We start from the raw sequence: 17,036 nt of genomic DNA on the forward strand, positions 1-17,036 counted from the left end.
GCTTCAGTTTTGCAGCGGCATTCATAGGAATGAAAGAATATGTACTAAATACTTTCAAACTTTGAGATGTTTGTTTTTGGAGGTGAAGATTCATTTAATTTTTTATACCAAATACGAATTTTTTGTCCTTTGCTCAAGTCATCTTTATTGTTAAGTTCACTAAGTCCCAGTAAAACTATATCCGATCTATACTTTTCAATAATCTCTTTTTCACTAAGATTTTCATAGTCTTTAACATCAGCTTTTTCATTAGGTATGAGAATTGCTTGATTCTCTCCTTTTAAAATGACATAGCCGACCATGGTTTGCTCAGCCTCCATAAAATGTTTGTTATGTTGGTTTTGACACCCTAATGTTATACATAACAAAATTAACAGCATTATAAACACTCTATACAAGTTCAAACCGCCCTTCTTGCATATTTGTAACAAGGATAAAACACTGTTTTAGGAAATGACAGACTAAAACGCCTCATGTTTATGAATTTAAACAAATTCCCCCTGGACAAATGGAACACGGCGAGGTCTTCACCATTATAGAACCGCACAATTGCATCATGAAATATTCCATTGGCTGATCAACCACATCACCTTCTTTAAGCGATCTAATGTTTAGGTAAGGTCTGACTTATAAGTCTATCTAGCCTTTCCGCTTAATCATTTTGCTTATCTATAAGCAGTTTAAATGTACTAAGGATTTGTACAGTTTTTCAGACATGTTCAGCTTGTCCTTGAAATGCCGGATTACTTTATCTTGTTCTTTACTTAAAATGTTTATCATTTAATCATATGCTGACTTAATATAATGTTTAAGTGTTTTTATATGGGGAGAATATGTGTAAGGAGGCGGTTTATTTGAAAAACGATCAGAAAATAACACTAAACTCTTCTTTTGCGTTATCCACTCTTATTGTCTTACTTATTGCATTGTACCCATCCTATTCTTCTTGGTTTGTCACAATATTCTTTTTAGGATTTGCACTAATATACACATTTAAAAAAAAGAGCAAATCTTCAAAACTAATTGCTATTATCTCTTATCCATTATTTATTGTTTACAGCTTAATAAACAGCATGTAATAATCCTCCCACCTAAGGCAGGATTATTTTTTATCACATTGCAGCAGCTTTTGAGCCGCTTTTGTCTGTGATGATAAAGCTGTCACTCCCGATTTTTTCTTTCTATCCTTATCTTCATAAATCGTTACATGGTGTTTTGTCATTAAAATTGCCACTGCCATCTTAAATTCCTTCTTATCCTTAAAGTAAACAATTTTATATTCACCTAGAATGATCATATTAGCTAATCTAGCTAAATAAGATGACCATCCCCCTGTAGGCAACTTTAAAAGCAAATCCTATGTTTGAACGAGAGCGGCAGTTGAGTACTTGTCAAATTTGGTATCCCGTATGTAGTTCCGGCATCCTCCCAATCATCTGCAGTTGTCGAAAAACTAGGGGTCTTAATAATTGAGGCGGTTTTAAGTATATTGATTGATGGTAGACGTTGCTTTCAGTATCATTCCTAGTCTGAGTTAGCTCTTTCGCATAAACTCCTGCCCCAAAATCATAAAGCAAACCACTTCAGTAAAATTCCAATCTTGTCAATGGTGTTTCTCAAACCTAATTCCCCCTCTGAGTGTTTTAATGATATTACACTCAGACGTTACCCTGAAAATATTTGTTTTTGTTAAAACTACAGTTTTATTGAATCTTCTCCACGGCATAAAATGGGCATCCCCAATGAGACTTTCGGTTCTTTTTTAAAAAAGTTGTGTCTCGTATAATAACAAAAGTATGTTTTTAAAATTCTTGTTCCTTCTTTTATAACTGAAAATTTTTAGGTAATATATTGATTTTATTACAAATATCCAATATAGTTGTAAATATATTAAACTAATGGTTATTTAAGGATGGTGAAGAAATGAAGAAAAAACTTATTTCATTTATCATGGTGTTCACGTTGACTGTGCTGGCTATATCAGTTGTTTCTCCTGGCTATGCAAGTGCAGCAGAAAGTAAAAAAGCACCTGTAGTTCAAAATAGCGTACAGGCTCCTTTAGCTTCAAATTCTGAAGTACATACACAGGGCATTCCTTTCGCTAAACAAATATTAGTAAAAGCACTTAGGGTTGGTGGCCCCGCTTTAGGAAACCTTATTAAAAAGATCCCATATAAATGGGCTCAAAAAGCTGGTGATGCTTGTTCTAAGTGGGGACACAAAGCGGCGGACGTTATAGATGAACTTACAAATTTCGGAGAAACAGCTGTTACTGTGGCCTTAGTGAAAGCCGGAATTCCATTAGCTGATGCACAGTTAATTGCGAAGGTTGTTGTGTTCTTTTTGGTATAACTATACATTAAAAACAAGAGAGTGAGGCTTACAACCTTCACTCTTTTGTTTTAATTAGGTAAGGAGAGATCACCATGAATCTGCTTGTTATGACGTTATCAATTTATCTTTTATCTCTCATCGTCTTTTTTATTTTTATGTACAGAGGAGAAAAGAAAGAAGCTGCAGAAAAAAACACAAATGAAAAATTTTTATTATCTACAGTAATAGGAGCTTTGGTTTTATCACTCATTCCTACTGCAGTCATAATGGTGATAATCTTATTTGCAACAGGATCAGCAAATGTGCTTGTAAGCTTCTTTGAATTAGAAATAGAATTTAAACAGATTGTTATAACAAGTGTGTGTATGGTTGTTTATTCTTTTACTTTTGATAATATTTTTGTGGCTGTTGGAAGGCATCTCATTGGGGATAACTTCTTCAAGTTTATATTTGCCTCATTGTTTAGGTTTTTATTCATTTATATAGTGGGTATCTTATGTTCAATTGGGAACAGCGACAATTTTAAATTATCATTAGGATTAACTTTATTTTTTCTTTTGTTAGAATGTATTTTCCCTAAAAAGTCTGATCGTGCCCAGAATTTAAAATCTTAAGGACGGGCATTTGGTGAGAACATAATGCATATTAATGTTCAAAAAGATAAAGCAGGCTTAATGTCTGCTTTATTTAATTAAAATCCCTCTTCATACAGTGCTTTCTCTAAGAAATTCAGCCCCTAAAGCTCACACTGAACCTTCCAGCTTTATACTTCGTCACAACAATAAAGTAACAAACAAGTTCCCAGAACTCTCGAATCTTGATATGCTCAATGGTACTGTTGTTTTTGCAGCCCAAGGTGGTGTTCCTGACTTTGAGACTGTAATGGGACGCTTTATGTCTAAAAAATCTGCCCATAAGGTCGTTTACTGTGTAGTCGATGTAATTTATATTAATGGGCATTCAATTGCTAATAAGCCGCTCACTGAACGAAAAAACATGCTTTTAGACATTAAACTTGAACATTACAATGTATTTGTTATTGAAGGTCTGCAGGGAAACGGTTTAGCTTACTTTAAGCTACCAAAGAAAAGCATCTTGAAGGAATCGTATTAAAAAAGCTAACTCCCCATATGAGATTAATAAACATTCTTATAGCTGGCTGAAAGTGATTATAGATTTAAGGACTACATGGAACTCCGCATACATTCCTTTGAATCTTGGAGAGTATAATCTCTCCATTACATAACTCCTTAATGCTTAGCCTTTTAAAGTCAAGTACGTAATACAATAAGTTATCCAAATCGTTTAGCTGTAATTCACCAAAATGCTCTTCATATTTTGTGACAGATTCATTCCAGTTTGAATAAACCTATTGACCTCCTAAAATTAAATGTTATTATTTACTTGAATTTACAAATAAAGGAGTGTTTAATTTGGAAAAGTTGTTTAGTTTTATTATTTGCACCATGGTGGCCATTCTTTCTCTGAGCATTGCCACTGCCGCATCTGCTGAGACCGACAATTCTAGGTTTTCAACTAAGCTTACTAGCTCTGTCGAAGGTGAATTTAAAGCTTTTGGTCTTAACCCTCCTAATTCAAATAGCGTTGTAAATCTTACGAAAAACAAATTGACATTCGCTGGACAAGCAACTGGCAATACATTATATTCAAACAGTTATTTTCAAGGCAAATCTACGATAAGCTATTCAATTACAAACAATATTGGAACTAAACTAACTGTGAAAGTTTGGAATGATTCCGACTGGATTTTTGCTACTGAAACACTAACTGTAAATGCTAATGGTACAGCTACAGGAACAATAAAAAATCTAGATGCCAATGCGCTTTACTATCTATCTTTCTCTGCTCCGAGCGACTTTTCTGGCTATGTTCAATAAAACGTAATTTAGCAGCTCCATTCGTGGGGCTTTTTTGTATTCGTTAAAAACTATCGTAAGATAGAAATGGATTATTTGTAAAAATTACGATATATTGGTAATACAATCGAATATTCAAGGCTGCTCCCACACAAAAAACAAGTCTAGATAAAATCCTTCTTCTTTTATCTAGACTTGTTCAGCTCTCTCCAACATTTAAAAGAAATTTTGCCTCAATTAGTTTGGCATTGTAGTCTTCAACTTCTTTCTTTGTGCTGCCCAATTTATCAAAAGCTACTCGCCAATCACCATTATGAATTCTGATAAAAGATTTAATCCTCAAGCCATCAAAACAAACATCTAAAATTATCCTGTTGCCTGAAGTGCCATCAATTTTGCTAAAGACAGCTTCTTTATTGTCACCAGCATAAAGCACCTCTTTAATTGATTCATTGGTAAAGTACTCAGTTTCCTTGGTTGCTACATAGGTTTTCATTTCTTCTTCTTACTCCGTTTAAAATCATGATTTCATCTTCACGTCCTAGTGATCTTAAGTCCTTTCTCTATATATACGCAGAGCTGTATTATGAGTTCACACAGTATTTAGTGAAATGTATTTGATATCAATCACTTCAATATTAATTAACTCTGCTTTTATGAAACCATTTAATAGCCTATCAATTTCAACAATTCACCATTGCAATATTCATCTTGGAATAGCGGTATTTTAATCATTGTCTAACCCTTCCTTTAATGAACTGCTTTCGTTTAACTTTCGGAAAACATATTAATCTGCTAACATTAATAGCTCATCGACTTTATCATTGTATTCACCATATTCACCAGAGTCCCATTCAACACCTACAGAACCTCGAATTGTCGTCCACAATATAATTCCCAATTCTCCATTCTCAAAAACCTTACTTGCTCCCCTTTTTGACAACCGAGCATATTTCAACCTCTTTCTTAAAATAATCACATTTTAAGTTAACTTTAAACTGCATTATGTTGAGAATATCCCCTTTAATTGGTAAGCTGACATCTAAGGTCATACTTATACAAAGCAGGTGATATATTGAACAAAATAATCGGAATGACCGGATTAATTATCTCCTTACTTGTGCAAGGGTTCTCACCAAGTGATTCATTGACTCATAAGGTCGCCATGGCTTGTCTATTTTTGTTCTTATTGGTTTATAATTTTAACCATACTAAGGAGTTCTCTAAAAAGTCTCTGGCGATTATAGGCGCTTCCTTTATTGTGCTAATGCTTGGAATTTATCAATTGCTCTTTTTTACCGGTGATTACTTTGAAAGTCGCGGTTTGAATTTTGGATTTATCCTCTTACTTGAAATTGCTTTAGTTATTGGATTAGTGACTGCTGCGCTGAGTTTAATTAAGCATATTGCAGACCGCTTAAGGAAAACACCTGATGGTAAAGAGCGTTGACTCTTTGCTTTTTTTTAGCTAACCATTTCTTTTTATGCCGTCTTTCTATGTACAAAATCAAACGCAATATCGGCTTTTGCCGGCTCTCTTCTGTCAAATGATGAATTGACTCAGACATTCGATCTTAATGGACTCTTCTTCATTTTTCACCAGAATTTCTCGATCAATTACCTTTTTGACAATTTACAAAAGATCCAGTCGCATTGCTCTCTTTGATAAGAGCTCTAACTTTCTAATAGCAAGATTGAATATTGTTTGTTAATACACTCGGCCCCAACTTTTGTGTCTTAGAATTTGAAAGGCGTACTTGCACTTTAACATTTGTCATTTCAGCCGATATGGAATCAATCCTTCCAGCCCAATTAGGACTCTCTCCCTCGGGAGTCGGATATAGTTTAAATCGCCAACTGATCTCCCCTGTTTTGGCGGCAAATCCTTCATAACCGTCGTAGCTTCCATAAGAAGATGGTTGAGGAAGGTGGACAGCAAGAATACTCATATTCGTTCTTGCAGCACTTGGCGGGTATAACCGCACTTTATAGATTAGTGCCGCACCCTTCGCATTTTTCAGTTTTTGATTTACCGGTTCGAGGACTGCACTACAAGGCATTGGACTTGCTTTCATTTGAGTTGAAGAGGCAATAACAGCAGCCAATAAAGGTATAACCAAGATAAATCGTTTCATCTACATTCCCTCACATTTTTTTGTTAATTTCCCTTACTCCCGAATTAAATATTCATCACTTTTGAATGATTAGCTTCATTAAAAGGTGAAAAAGGCAGTACTGGAGCTAAAGGAGCTACTGGTGCTGCCGGTAAAGATGGAAAATCAGCATATGAATTAGCTGTTCAACAAGGTTTCTCTGGAACATTAGATGAGTGACTTGCTTCTCTGAAAGCAACAGCAAACTGATCACGTACCCTTCTCTAACGAGGAGTGTATTTTTTCCGTTTTTTCAAATTAGAAACCACAAAAACTCTACATCCTTTTACATTTTTTTCAATGACATGTTATGATTATTTTCAAGGGATTTTGGAAATTTTCAGAAAGAGGGGTTTGGATGAGCAAGATCGCTTCAGAAGTTGTCGCTACTACACTGAATGATTGGTACATTGCTATAAAGAAACAAAAGGTAAATGAGTCAATAAAATATTACTCAGAGATAAAAAGCCTGTTCGATGACATGGAAGAAGATCAAGAAGTTCTTGCATATTACAGTTTATTAGAAGAAAGACACAAAATGTTGCTGCATTCTTCACGCGGAGAGCCATTACAAAAGCACACTTATTTCACTGAAGAGAATGAAAATCTCATAAAAAGAACGAACGATAAATTAGAATATAACTTTTATTTATTTGAAGCAATGTACGAGGCATACAACAAAAATTATGATCGAGCAATTAACTTATATGGATTAGCTGAGAAAAAGCTTGCAGAAATTCCGGATGAAATTGAAGCAGCTGAATTCTACTCCAAGGTCTCCTACTTATACACTCTTGTTAAACAAAGCATTGTGGCACAACACTATATCAAGAATGCAATTGCAATATATAAGCGACACCCTGACTATAAATGCAAACTGGCAACTTCAACAATGATTGCGGCTGCAAACTATTCCGATATGAAACGGTTTGAGGAGTCAGAAACATATTATTTAGAAGCAATAGACATTGCACAAGAAACAAAGGATGAATATTTGGAAGCTCAGTTATATCACAACCTTAGTATCGTGTATTCTGATTGGGACAAACCTGATAAGTGCATTAAATCTCTCGAAAAAGCTATTGGAAATGAATCTTGGATGAATTCAAATTATTATATAAATTCTTTATTCATGATGATTAAGGAGCTATTTAAAATTGACGAAAAAATGAAAGCCATTAATTTTTACAATAAAGCACAGGAAAGACTCATATTAATGGAGAATAAGGTATACGAAGCCAAAATTAGCATCCTATACAACCTATATTGTGGTGAATTAAAAAACAACTTCAATAATTGCATCCGTTACATTGAGTTTTTAAAACAACAAAATGACCTTGAAAGTGTAGATGAATTGTCCTACATAGCTGCAAAAAGGTTTGAATCAATAGGTGCTTTTGAAGAAGCAACAAGCTTTTTCAATGAAAAAATTTGGGCTGAACAGAAAATGAATCAGGTGGAGGGAATCTTATGAAAAAAATTATGCTTTGCGTATCTATTTTAACTGTAATTTTAAGTGGAGTAGCTTTAACGCAATTGAGTACTGATTCACCATCTAACATCCAGGTAGCTGAAAGGCCAGTCGGAGGTTAAAAATTAATTAACTTAGCCCACTCATATGAGTGGCTTTTTATTTTATGATTTGTGTTCCCCCGTCAAACCTGCTCTATGCAAAGCTGTGCCTCCAGGTGTATATGAAACAGCTCGTAAGCGCTTTAGATCCATATTTATTTCTTATCCCGTCCGTAACAAAATTATGGAAGCATGGGCTGGAAAAGGGGTAAGGAATTATCAGAACAACTGGGGTAAGCGATTCAAAAGCAAAAAGAAACAGTATGTTAAGGGCGCAGATATCTATGATAAGGTAAAGGCCCAGAGATATGCTAGTAGTAAAACAGGTAAGCCTTATTCAGTGGCTGCAACCAAAAAAGCACAAATAAATAGTATTGCTCTAAACTTGTGTGGCAATCATACAAAAACACAAAAGGAACCGACCTAGACAGTAATGGAGGCGCACTTGTCACACCTGCAGATATTGATCGTTCATCAAAAACTGTTAGCTACTAATCATTTTACTTGCAGATTTATTCTGCAAGTGTCTTTTTATTTTTTAAAAAAAGATAAGGAGCGTTATATGAAAAAGTCTTATGTTTTATATGGGATTTCAGGAGTTCTAATTGGTGTAATAGTAATATTGTTGATCAATACATTCTTTATAAATAAAACTGAACACTCTGTACGTACTTCTAAAATTAATCCAACCGAGGATAAAATCTTTTTTATCTATTAAATCCACTCATCAAGAAAAGCGTACTCATATCCACATCCCAAGGAGAAAAATTCAATAAACGATACTTTAAGGTACCGGATATACCATATATCCAGAAAAAAACCCTTTCTTCAGACGATATCGTCTTGTTAGCTGAACATGAACCATATTATTACACATTAAAAAACAACACCATTAAAGAACATAAATTATCCAATCCATTTGCTTTTTGGTATCAAGGAGAAGATATTTATGTAAAAGCCTATAATATCGACACCAATGGAAATGAACTGAAAGTAAATGATAAAAAGTTCAATAAAAAATACAGCCTGACTTTGCCCTCCCTCGTAACCATGGGAGAAAGCGATGATAAGTATATTTACGTCATTCAAGGAATGTCTTTGTACGTCATTGATAGAAAAACAGAAGAGATTATTAAAACGATTGGATTAGCTTCCTATGGAGATGTATTTGATCACTCTGAAAAATATGTTGTGGCTAGCTCAGAACATGAACTAACTGTAATCGAAAAAGGATCCTGGAAATCAAAATTCATAAAATACCCTGATGATCTCGAATAAGCGGACACTGTGTATTACGACAAAAAAAAGCGGTAAATTTTACGTTACATATATTAATAAATCCGGATACGCCTGCTTACTTGAGTACGATAAAGATTTTTCTTTTGAAAAATTCGATTTAAAATTTCCGTATATGAATGCAAAGTTTAAAGATCAAAAACTTTATGTGATTTCACAAGAGGAAAACAAAAAAGGCATTGGTGGCTATATGGGGATTTTTGATATTCGTACTAAAAAGAAAACTAATGAATTTAATTTACCTGAAGAAGAAACAAAAGTGCAGGACTTTATGGTTTTAGATTAAACATAAAGAATAGGTGCAAAGCAAAAAGCCCCTTCCTGTAGGATAAGGGGCTTTGATTTTAAATTAAATAGATGTTTTATACGCGTTAATGGCTTGATTTCTCAAAAGCATATTATCTTTCGTAACCATTCCAAGATTGTATGCTTGTTTGATGATATCTAACACTTGATTATCAGTTTCAGTTACAGCTCGTCCCCCAGTTATTCTGGACTTCCAGTAATCAAACTGGTGATTTAACTCTGAACTGCTTTTAAGGTTTTTATTATCAACTACTTTGCCATTCTCCAGCGCTTCTTTGAATTCATTAAAACCAATTGAACATTGCTGATTCGAACTAATTCCTGCACCTTCTGTCGCTAAACTGCAAAACGCTAAAAATTTCGGATCTTTCGTGATATTGTAAGAGTTATTTAGACCTTCCATAGCATTCACCCTCTCTCAAATTTTACAACGTTGCTGTAAATGATTTTCATGTTTTTCCCAAGCCCTTCAACTTGAATCTCATTTGAAGCAAGTTCGTTCATTGGAATTTCAATGTATTTGTCCCATCCTATCACAACTTTGTTTTGTCCAAGTATAGGGTCATATTTGTATATGTTCGCTTCACCTTTGTATAACAAACTCCTTCCGTTTGGTATTATTTAACATGTTATTTATCGGTAATTCCAGCGAGATATTCAACTTAAATTCCACCAAATATAATAGATGGAAAAACAGTTTCTTTTCAACCAACAGTATCTTATTTCATTATTTCATACAAAAAAAGCTCTCAAAAAGAGAGCTTAACTTTGCAATACTTCTACTTAATCGTCCCAATCTTCGTCCTCTTCCCAATTTTCTTTTGCTTCTTCAAGCTCTTCCAAGAAAAATTGCAGAAAGTTATCTGCAACCTTGTCACCATAACCGGCTTCATTTGCCCAAACTATTACTGGACATTCATCGTTTTCCATTTTGTTTGTATCGAGGCAATAAGAGAATTCATCTACATCTTCTATAACGACAATACCGTCACTTAAATTATAATGAGTTCTATATTCCTCAGTAACTGTAACAACCCTCGCAGAAACTTTCCCATGGCCAAGTATATTTACCCCGTAAATTCCACCGGAGCCATATTTATTTAAAAACCACTTATAACTCTCGGGAAGTTTTACATTTAAACGATTTTGTATCTCTTTGATTTTTTCTTCACTTATTCCGCCTGTAAAATCATCATCTTCAGCGTTTTCTTTAATAAATTCTTCAATTTCATGATAAGTCATTGTTACATTTCTCCTTTCTCAAATTGGCTCGCTCTCCATTTCCAATATCTTCGTTGGAAGCTTTTATACTGATTCCGCAACTCCCTGTCATTTCTAAAACTTTCCCCACCTTTTTTCAATCCATGAAGAACTTTTTTATTATTTTGATGAACAGAAGCTGGAATTTCCACCATCGTTCCTGGCTCTTCTTGAATTAAATGATGTAAGTTGATTTTTGTGCCATCATTAGCAAAAGGAGCGTCACCTTTTTTCATAAGTTGTAAATTTGTTTTTCCGCTTTCAGCATCAACTTTGTTTATATCAATATCTTTCAACGTGTACACTCTTCGACTTACATCTTTAGTTTTACCCGAAGCTTTTACCTTCCCTTTAACTTCAAAGGCGCCATACTTCTCTTTATTTAGCCAAGGGAGAGTTAATTCCTTACCTGTAAATGGCTTTCTGCTCTCATCTAATTTCTTCGCATTAGTTAATAGTTCATTTTTAAGGTTTTGGCTGTCAACCACATTGTATGGTACGTTATCGGTCAGAGCAAGGTCATACTTAGAGTTATAAGGAAGCAGATCTGGAAGTTTAACGTCTTTAATTTTCTTCCCTGCCTGTCCTGCCTTATTTATAACCTTCCCCGCCGCATCAGCTTTGTTAACGGCTCTTGCGCCTTTTGTTCCGACGACAGCCACAGCTGCTGAACCAATTGCATATGTCACCCATCTTGATCTGGAGTAAGCATCTCCGTTCACCATATCCTTTTGATACGACTCTTCAATTGCCGCTTTAACAGCATCATATGTTTTAACAGGATGAAGTACTGCATTCCCCAGTGCTGACAGCGTTTCCCCCGGATCGGTTATGAAGTCCCATAGACCGGTTACCGTGTCTTTCCCGACATCATATAAACCAACGCCGGCTCCTTTTAAAATATCCCAAGTCACTTCTCCGGCTTCTTCCATCTGTTTTGCTTGTTCAAGCTGCGTCACATACTGCCGCTGGGAAGATTCAAGGTTTTCATAGCCGATCTTCTTCGCAATTTCCAAATATTCATCCGGATCGGTGACACCAGCGGCCAGCTTTTTCTTCAGATCCTTGATTTCCCGCTCCTTCGCTTCTTCCTTTTTAATCGTCAAATAATCATCCGAATGTCTTGCAATCTCGCCTTTTTTCTGATGTATGTCACTTTCCCTGTATGCCTTGGCGTTATAGTGAAGCGGAGTGGCGTTTTTTCCTTTGCCTGTGGCATTTTGAAGCTGCTGAAAGTCGGCTTGGATGAACTGTTCGTTCGCTTCGGTTTCTGTGTATTCTTTCGTTAGATCGTGATCAAGCTTCCCGAGCTTATGTATGGTTTCACTTCTTTTTTTGTCAGCTGAAGAAAGCTTCTGATCTATGCTTTCGGTTGAAAACAGATCAAGCGAGATGATGTCTTCGATCTCTCTGAGGATGGACCCCATGTCCTTTTTTTGCCCTTCCATAATTGCCTTTGATTTACTGAGGGCGTGGGTGAGTTCATGCTCCAGAAAAGATTCCTCCACATGCGAACCGGAAAGTCCGGCGTCTTCGACCTTGCCGGGAAGGCTTGTGAGAAATGCGATTTTCATATCGATCAGGTCAAGCCAGCTGTCTGTGACGCCGGCGTGGTCCTTGAAAAAAGCTTTAATGTTATCAGCGCCTTTGCCTGAAAACTCACTATCGTCTAAGTCAGCCATTCACTGATAGGCTTTCCTGAGAGTGATAAATTGCGTTCTTAGTTCCTTGTACTCTTTGGTTCTTTTATCCACTTCAGAAAGTAATGACTTCGCTTCAAACACCTTCATATCATTCTCCTTTTTCCGACGCTCAACACTCTAAATTTTACCATAGTATAGGAGAGTTAATGCTATTCCTATAGTTATTTTTACTCAACCCATAGTCCGACTCCTACGGCTATTGATCGAGATTACGGCACTACAAAAAAACTATATGCGCGATGATTGGGTGCAATTTAAGGGGAACGTTTATATATCGGATGAGGAAAAGAAGCGAGGTCTATCAGATAGCACGATAAATACGCCTTAAAAACACTGCGAGTAATGTATAACACCTTGGAGAGCGAAGGACTTATTCAGTAATTTATCTTTTATGTCTAATTCACCGAAATCACGAAGTTTACGCCTGCATATTCGTTTAATCGGTTTCCCCTTCCGAACATCATCCATAAAAAAAGAACGCCTCCTATTCCAGTTTAATAGAATAAGAAACGTTCAAACACGGTAACGGCCCACCGCTACCCTGTGCCTTAATACGCCTAAGTCATCGACTAAGTCAACGCAATAAAAAACGGCTAGAAACGTTGATATAACGCCTCTAATCGCCATGGATGATTCCGACTGGGCTCGAACCAGAGACCTCTACCCTGTTAAGGACGAGACACGTATTCTGACTAATCTTTAACAATCCTAAATAATTGCCCAAACCCTTGTCATATCAAACTTCATGGGATTTAGTTTTCTGATTGATATTTGTTGTTTCTAAGTAGTTTAAAATGTTTGTGTGACTCCATGGTACACGAAAAGACCCGCTGAACAATTAGTTATGGAGTAACAAAACAAGACTCCATCATTGCCGACATAATTAAAGTAGTGTTACAAATCAACATACCTTCACCTGAGGGTATGCAAAAGAACCGTTTCATTGACTAAAATCAAATTGAGTTAGTTCGAAAAACGCGACTTCGAAAATTTAGGTATCGCTCACCTTGGTCTCACTCTGCATTTTTGTAGACTGAACGATTCTTCACCCAGCAAAAGGAAATGTCTGTTTTGATCCAAAAGGCAATTTGTTCGTTTGCTCTAAGGAGATACACTATATACAATATATAGAGTGGACAGCAGCGCACTAGATTCGGAAGAGTGTTCCGACCTTTGACCTGATCGGAATAAAGTTCCGATTGATATTCTCTTTGTTCAATTTCATCATTCCTTTAATACAGGTCGTTGTTAATTCTCTAGATTAAATCGGTCTTTGATCTTTTCTGGCAGTTTTATCGGATTTAATAGCTTCAGGTTCTCCAGTACGTCATGGCTCCTCGGCACACGTACAATATCCCCTTCTTGATAAGGCTTTTCAACAAAGAAAGAGACCATCTTTTTCTATCCTTTCTCGTTATACCCTTCTAAATTGTAAACGTAGTTGCTAAACTTATGAACCCAGCAGCTCCTATAATTGTAGATATAATGTAAATTAAGTAAATCCATAAGTCTTCTCCCCTAAGAAAAATTCAGATCCCTCTAATTAAATTCGTATTTTAAGGAGTCAAGACTACGGCACTCTCTTGTCCCCTCAATTTTTTGTACTAATTTCTCCAAAAATTTAATTGCTCTGCTACTTCCAAAATACCTTCAATTCTTCTTTTCTTTTTATCAATCATTGTTGCTATAAACTTATCAAAAGATTCAGCCGGATAATGTGGATTTTTTCTATTAGTGTAAAGCTGTGCTGCAAATGTTTGTGCGAGAGATGTAAAAGCATAACTTTTGTTGTTATATTTATTAATATTCCCATATAAACATCTCAATTGTTCTATATGCTCATTCAAAGTTAACGATGAAAGATCGTGATACGTACTATGAACTCGTTTTTTGACCATTTCCTCTATTTCATGGCTGTTTGCCTCTTCAACAGACGTGTTTCTTCTTACATAAATTCTGTTTACTTTGATTCCTGTTGTTTCTTTCTTTGCTAAGAATGGAATGTATCTCAATTGCTTTGGAATGTATACAACCAAAAAAGCTTTTCCTTTCAAATCACCGTAAACATCTTCGTCGGAGTATTTTAAAAGTTGAGAAAAAAACTTAAGCTCATCAGGTACATAATTCCTCAATTTCTTCTCAAAAACTGTTTTATCAAAGTTGTCATCTAATTGTAGCCCAACTGGCTAATATTCTTTATCTTCAATACCAAAAACAATCATTCCTCCACCTGAATTCGCCATTGCAAGGAGAAGCTTTGCTAATTTAAATTCTTCAATTATCTTCTCCTTATAATCAAGAAAATTTGTCTCCCCGTATAAGGAATTGACAAACTCTTTAAATGAACCCACATCAAATTTTTCGTTTTTTATTACATCAAAAAAATCTTGGTAGCCTATTTGCTTTATTTCATCCATTGAATATATACCTACTTTACTTTAAAGTCTAAGTTCACTTAAAAATTCATTAGTTAATATCAAGCAGTTGCTCTTTTTTCTTCGCGAACTCTTCTTCGGTTATTATTCCTTGATCCCTAAGCTCAGCAAATTGTCTAATTTGTTCAGGGACATTCGAGCTTGAAAAAGACACATCATTCATATTTTGATTTGATTGCTCTGCTATCTTTTCTTGGATATATGCGAAAATTTCGTCAATGCTTCCTTCATCAATTGTTGAAACTGAAATTTCTTTCCCGGCATAATCAAAGATTAGTTTATAACCCGTTAGCCCACTTTTAACTTTTACATGATCAATCAGATTATAATCAAATTCCACAATCTCGTACTTTGCATATTTATCACCATAATGCAATAACCTATCTGGCATTGCAAAAAGAACGCCGGCATTTCCCATGAAACCATTTAGATTCCCTCTAACGAAAGTCACTATTTGATCTTGATTTATTCGATTGGCTGCATGACTAAATATTTTTTGAAGATCTTTAGATGGTTTTTTATATTTTTTACTCAAGGAACTATAGACTTCCTGAATAGGGTTTGGGAATGAAGTAGCTTGAACTCTTGCCTGATCTGAAGATATTGTTTTATTTTTAGACCTTTTAGAATTCACGGTATTACTATAAGAAATACCCGTACCTGGAATTCCTACAGTGGTTGTGGTTCTACCTTTAGTGTTTGTTGATATACGTGCCCCTTTAACACCGGCACTGATGCCGACACTTTTTGAGTTAATGTTCAGTTTAACTCCTGGAGCAATTTTGACACTTTTTCTAAATTTAAACCCCATTGTATACCCCTCACTTTTGGTTAGTTAATTTTTCCTATGCCTTACTCTATCATCATTTGAATATTTTTTCCATCTGTCATCTCCTTATATCTGGTTAAAGTCTCTTCCATTCAACATACTCAAATCGCTGCTGATAAAGGTCTTTCAGGATTGCGGCCCATTACACCGGGACACTCCTCACCTAGTAATAACTTCAATTTGTCTTATGGCGGAAGTGGCTTTAAACTCTGTATGTAGCTCGTTTGATATCACTAAAGCTTCTGACATTGTAGTAAACTTAGAAGCGACATGATCCCCTTAGATACTATATAACCACTGCCTTCTAATTTAAATGACTTGAAGTAATCATCATTTTCAAATTGAATAACAAAAAAGTTATCTATAACCGGCATAGCTAACTCCTCTTCAAAAGACCAGCAATTTTTATGGCCAGTGGCAGCAATCCAATCAATATGTAAAACACCATGATATTTATTTTATTCTTAAAGAACAGTTCAATCATATTTTGCTCCATACCTGGTGGAAATGAATCAATCAGTTCCTGCTTAAACTCTTCATCATAAACCTGATCAACAAATAAGGCCTTAAATCCCGTTAGAAAGCCAACACCAAGCCAGAGTATTAAGAAATATGCTATTCCAATCAAATTAAAGCCCTCCTTATATACATCGTCTGGTATTATAGTAGTGTTAAATACTTTGTGTAGGTGAAATAAATGAAAGAGAAAGATTTTGAGACTAATGGCTACGATGTAACAGTTGTATATGATTATAAGGAGTACCCCGATGTTAAATAAGACGCTGTGACAACTGTGATTATACTTTATTCAAGAGTTCAGTGAAGAGTGGTGTATTTTTACACGAGTGTCGTAGGTGTGGTATGAAGAAGAGTATCTAAATGCTCTTTTTTATTTCACTGGATTCATGTAGCTTACATATACTTCAATTCCGTCTTCAGTTTTATATTCCGCAATTTTGTCTGGATCCGATTCAATCTTTTCAATAAGCCGCTTTGCACTTTTATTGCCCTTTTCACTATTTGATGCAGAAATCCAAGACCAATAATTCCATTCAGTGATGTAGGACTTAATCTTTTCTGGTATCTCATGACCTATTGTGTAAACCTTAATCATGTACACTCCCCTCCAAAAATACTTCTTTGTTCTTGATACATACGCCTCTCCAAAAAAAGTCCGTAAGGTGTTAAGGTTAATCAAATTACCTAAGGATGTGTTTTCATGTTAAAGGCTTCAAAAATTTTCATTTCATTTATGGCATTACTACTAGCCG

Annotated in this window: 18 protein-coding genes and 5 pseudogenes; 10 read left to right on the forward strand and 13 right to left on the reverse strand. The window is 35.4% G+C overall.

Features of this window, described 5'->3' with window-relative positions; translation table 11 throughout:
* Window positions 1–44 precede the first annotated feature (44 nt).
* A complete protein-coding gene (locus NYE50_RS11935) occupies window positions 45–302 on the reverse strand; it encodes a DUF3221 domain-containing protein (RefSeq protein WP_022553206.1) in 258 nt (85 codons plus the stop codon).
* A gap of 552 nt (window positions 303–854) precedes the next feature.
* On the opposite strand from NYE50_RS11935, the gene NYE50_RS11940 reads away from it, so the two are divergent.
* On the forward strand, window positions 855–1,079 hold the full coding sequence (locus tag NYE50_RS11940) for a hypothetical protein (protein ID WP_224988096.1): 225 nt from the start codon (window positions 855–857) through the stop codon (window positions 1,077–1,079).
* A 23-nt stretch (window positions 1,080–1,102) separates the two neighbouring features.
* On the opposite strand, the gene NYE50_RS11945 is transcribed toward NYE50_RS11940, so the two are convergent.
* Window positions 1,103–1,240: a hypothetical protein gene (locus tag NYE50_RS11945; RefSeq protein ID WP_224988095.1), complete on the reverse strand. Its 138-nt coding sequence runs from the start codon at window positions 1,238–1,240 to the stop codon at window positions 1,103–1,105.
* Window positions 1,241–1,923: 683 nt separating this feature from the next.
* Between NYE50_RS11945 and NYE50_RS11950 the strand changes: the two genes are divergently transcribed.
* The 4 genes and pseudogenes from NYE50_RS11950 to NYE50_RS11965 all read left to right on the forward strand — a co-directional run bounded on the left by NYE50_RS11950 (window position 1,924) and on the right by NYE50_RS11965 (window position 4,232).
* Complete coding sequence (locus NYE50_RS11950) at window positions 1,924–2,352, forward strand: hypothetical protein (RefSeq protein ID WP_021493933.1); 429 nt, start codon at window positions 1,924–1,926, stop codon at window positions 2,350–2,352.
* Between the two features lie 74 nt (window positions 2,353–2,426).
* Window positions 2,427–2,948 carry a hypothetical protein gene (locus NYE50_RS11955; RefSeq protein ID WP_021493934.1) on the forward strand — a complete coding sequence of 174 codons (522 nt, stop codon included), beginning with the start codon at window positions 2,427–2,429 and terminating at the stop codon, window positions 2,946–2,948.
* 157 nt (window positions 2,949–3,105) lie between these two features.
* A pseudogene (locus NYE50_RS11960) lies at window positions 3,106–3,505 on the forward strand (ATP-dependent DNA ligase); the annotation flags it as partial.
* A 262-nt stretch (window positions 3,506–3,767) separates the two neighbouring features.
* The gene (locus NYE50_RS11965) at window positions 3,768–4,232 is read left to right on the forward strand and encodes a hypothetical protein (protein WP_021493936.1); all 465 of its coding nucleotides are present in this window, start codon (window positions 3,768–3,770) and stop codon (window positions 4,230–4,232) included.
* 178 nt (window positions 4,233–4,410) lie between these two features.
* Here NYE50_RS11965 and NYE50_RS11970 read toward each other — a convergent pair whose 3' ends face one another.
* Complete coding sequence (locus NYE50_RS11970; protein ID WP_021493937.1) at window positions 4,411–4,707, reverse strand: hypothetical protein; 297 nt, start codon at window positions 4,705–4,707, stop codon at window positions 4,411–4,413.
* Window positions 4,708–5,286: 579 nt separating this feature from the next.
* Here NYE50_RS11970 and NYE50_RS11975 point away from each other — a divergent pair.
* On the forward strand, window positions 5,287–5,661 hold the full coding sequence (locus NYE50_RS11975; RefSeq protein ID WP_094295959.1) for a YoqO family protein: 375 nt from the start codon (window positions 5,287–5,289) through the stop codon (window positions 5,659–5,661).
* 232 nt (window positions 5,662–5,893) lie between these two features.
* On the opposite strand, the gene NYE50_RS11980 is transcribed toward NYE50_RS11975, so the two are convergent.
* Window positions 5,894–6,346, reverse strand: a complete 453-nt coding sequence (locus NYE50_RS11980) for a hypothetical protein (RefSeq protein ID WP_094295960.1) — start codon at window positions 6,344–6,346, stop codon at window positions 5,894–5,896.
* Between the two features lie 376 nt (window positions 6,347–6,722).
* On the opposite strand from NYE50_RS11980, the gene NYE50_RS11985 reads away from it, so the two are divergent.
* Together NYE50_RS11985 and NYE50_RS11990 are read left to right on the forward strand one after the other, a co-directional pair.
* Entirely contained in the window at window positions 6,723–7,838 is a 1,116-nt protein-coding gene (locus tag NYE50_RS11985) for a Rap family tetratricopeptide repeat protein (protein WP_109567018.1), read from the forward strand.
* Window positions 7,835–7,957, forward strand: a complete 123-nt coding sequence (locus tag NYE50_RS11990) for a PhrK family phosphatase-inhibitory pheromone (protein WP_109567019.1) — start codon at window positions 7,835–7,837, stop codon at window positions 7,955–7,957. Before NYE50_RS11985 ends, NYE50_RS11990 begins: the two co-directional genes overlap by 4 nt.
* 42 nt (window positions 7,958–7,999) lie before the next feature.
* Here NYE50_RS11990 and NYE50_RS11995 read toward each other — a convergent pair.
* A pseudogene (locus NYE50_RS11995) lies at window positions 8,000–8,117 on the reverse strand (DNA polymerase); the annotation flags it as partial.
* A 381-nt stretch (window positions 8,118–8,498) separates the two neighbouring features.
* Here NYE50_RS11995 and NYE50_RS12000 point away from each other — a divergent pair.
* A pseudogene (locus NYE50_RS12000) lies at window positions 8,499–9,518 on the forward strand (hypothetical protein).
* Between the two features lie 63 nt (window positions 9,519–9,581).
* Here the strand turns inward: NYE50_RS12000 and NYE50_RS12005 are convergent.
* The 7 genes and pseudogenes from NYE50_RS12005 to NYE50_RS12040 all read right to left on the reverse strand — a co-directional run bounded on the left by NYE50_RS12005 (window position 9,582) and on the right by NYE50_RS12040 (window position 16,393).
* Complete coding sequence (locus tag NYE50_RS12005) at window positions 9,582–9,941, reverse strand: hypothetical protein (RefSeq protein ID WP_021493945.1); 360 nt, start codon at window positions 9,939–9,941, stop codon at window positions 9,582–9,584.
* A 380-nt stretch (window positions 9,942–10,321) separates the two neighbouring features.
* The gene (locus NYE50_RS12010) at window positions 10,322–10,780 is read right to left on the reverse strand and encodes an SMI1/KNR4 family protein (RefSeq protein ID WP_094295962.1); all 459 of its coding nucleotides are present in this window, start codon (window positions 10,778–10,780) and stop codon (window positions 10,322–10,324) included.
* Between the two features lie 2 nt (window positions 10,781–10,782).
* A pseudogene (locus NYE50_RS12015) lies at window positions 10,783–12,588 on the reverse strand (T7SS effector LXG polymorphic toxin).
* A gap of 1,517 nt (window positions 12,589–14,105) precedes the next feature.
* Window positions 14,106–14,633 carry a hypothetical protein gene (locus NYE50_RS12020; RefSeq protein WP_095272798.1) on the reverse strand — a complete coding sequence of 176 codons (528 nt, stop codon included), beginning with the start codon at window positions 14,631–14,633 and terminating at the stop codon, window positions 14,106–14,108.
* Between the two features lie 54 nt (window positions 14,634–14,687).
* On the reverse strand, window positions 14,688–14,918 hold the full coding sequence (locus tag NYE50_RS12025) for an AlbA family DNA-binding domain-containing protein (protein WP_172869527.1): 231 nt from the start codon (window positions 14,916–14,918) through the stop codon (window positions 14,688–14,690).
* Window positions 14,919–14,967: 49 nt separating this feature from the next.
* Entirely contained in the window at window positions 14,968–15,747 is a 780-nt protein-coding gene (locus NYE50_RS12030; RefSeq protein ID WP_209387361.1) for a DUF4236 domain-containing protein, read from the reverse strand.
* 394 nt (window positions 15,748–16,141) lie between these two features.
* Complete coding sequence (locus NYE50_RS12040) at window positions 16,142–16,393, reverse strand: hypothetical protein (protein WP_021493954.1); 252 nt, start codon at window positions 16,391–16,393, stop codon at window positions 16,142–16,144.
* Window positions 16,394–16,462: 69 nt separating this feature from the next.
* Here NYE50_RS12040 and NYE50_RS12045 point away from each other — a divergent pair.
* Window positions 16,463–16,644 (forward strand): annotated as a pseudogene (locus NYE50_RS12045) (hypothetical protein).
* 10 nt (window positions 16,645–16,654) lie between these two features.
* Here the strand turns inward: NYE50_RS12045 and NYE50_RS12050 are convergent.
* Window positions 16,655–16,879, reverse strand: a complete 225-nt coding sequence (locus NYE50_RS12050) for a hypothetical protein (RefSeq protein ID WP_021493955.1) — start codon at window positions 16,877–16,879, stop codon at window positions 16,655–16,657.
* Window positions 16,880–17,036: the final 157 nt, after the last annotated feature.

Origin of the sequence: Bacillus sp. EU55, from assembly GCF_038005925.1 — a bacterium.
Classification (GTDB): domain Bacteria; phylum Bacillota; class Bacilli; order Bacillales; family Bacillaceae; genus Bacillus; species Bacillus velezensis.

What these genes read in the sequence shown, in the direction of transcription:
- NYE50_RS11935 (WP_022553206.1), bottom strand. Translation starts at nt 302, where the DNA reads ATGGTCGGCTATGTCATTTTAAAAGGAGAGAATCAAGCAATTCTCATA.
- NYE50_RS11945 (WP_224988095.1), bottom strand. Translation starts at nt 1,240, where the DNA reads ATGGCAGTGGCAATTTTAATGACAAAACACCATGTAACGATTTATGAA.
- NYE50_RS11950 (WP_021493933.1), top strand. Translation starts at nt 1,924, where the DNA reads ATGAAGAAAAAACTTATTTCATTTATCATGGTGTTCACGTTGACTGTG.
- NYE50_RS11955 (WP_021493934.1), top strand. Translation starts at nt 2,427, where the DNA reads ATGAATCTGCTTGTTATGACGTTATCAATTTATCTTTTATCTCTCATC.
- NYE50_RS11970 (WP_021493937.1), bottom strand. Translation starts at nt 4,707, where the DNA reads ATGAAAACCTATGTAGCAACCAAGGAAACTGAGTACTTTACCAATGAA.
- NYE50_RS11980 (WP_094295960.1), bottom strand. Translation starts at nt 6,346, where the DNA reads ATGAAACGATTTATCTTGGTTATACCTTTATTGGCTGCTGTTATTGCC.
- NYE50_RS11985 (WP_109567018.1), top strand. Translation starts at nt 6,723, where the DNA reads ATGAGCAAGATCGCTTCAGAAGTTGTCGCTACTACACTGAATGATTGG.
- NYE50_RS11990 (WP_109567019.1), top strand. Translation starts at nt 7,835, where the DNA reads ATGAAAAAAATTATGCTTTGCGTATCTATTTTAACTGTAATTTTAAGT.
- NYE50_RS12005 (WP_021493945.1), bottom strand. Translation starts at nt 9,941, where the DNA reads ATGGAAGGTCTAAATAACTCTTACAATATCACGAAAGATCCGAAATTT.
- NYE50_RS12010 (WP_094295962.1), bottom strand. Translation starts at nt 10,780, where the DNA reads ATGACTTATCATGAAATTGAAGAATTTATTAAAGAAAACGCTGAAGAT.
- NYE50_RS12025 (WP_172869527.1), bottom strand. Translation starts at nt 14,918, where the DNA reads ATGGATGAAATAAAGCAAATAGGCTACCAAGATTTTTTTGATGTAATA.
- NYE50_RS12030 (WP_209387361.1), bottom strand. Translation starts at nt 15,747, where the DNA reads ATGGGGTTTAAATTTAGAAAAAGTGTCAAAATTGCTCCAGGAGTTAAA.
- NYE50_RS12050 (WP_021493955.1), bottom strand. Translation starts at nt 16,879, where the DNA reads ATGATTAAGGTTTACACAATAGGTCATGAGATACCAGAAAAGATTAAG.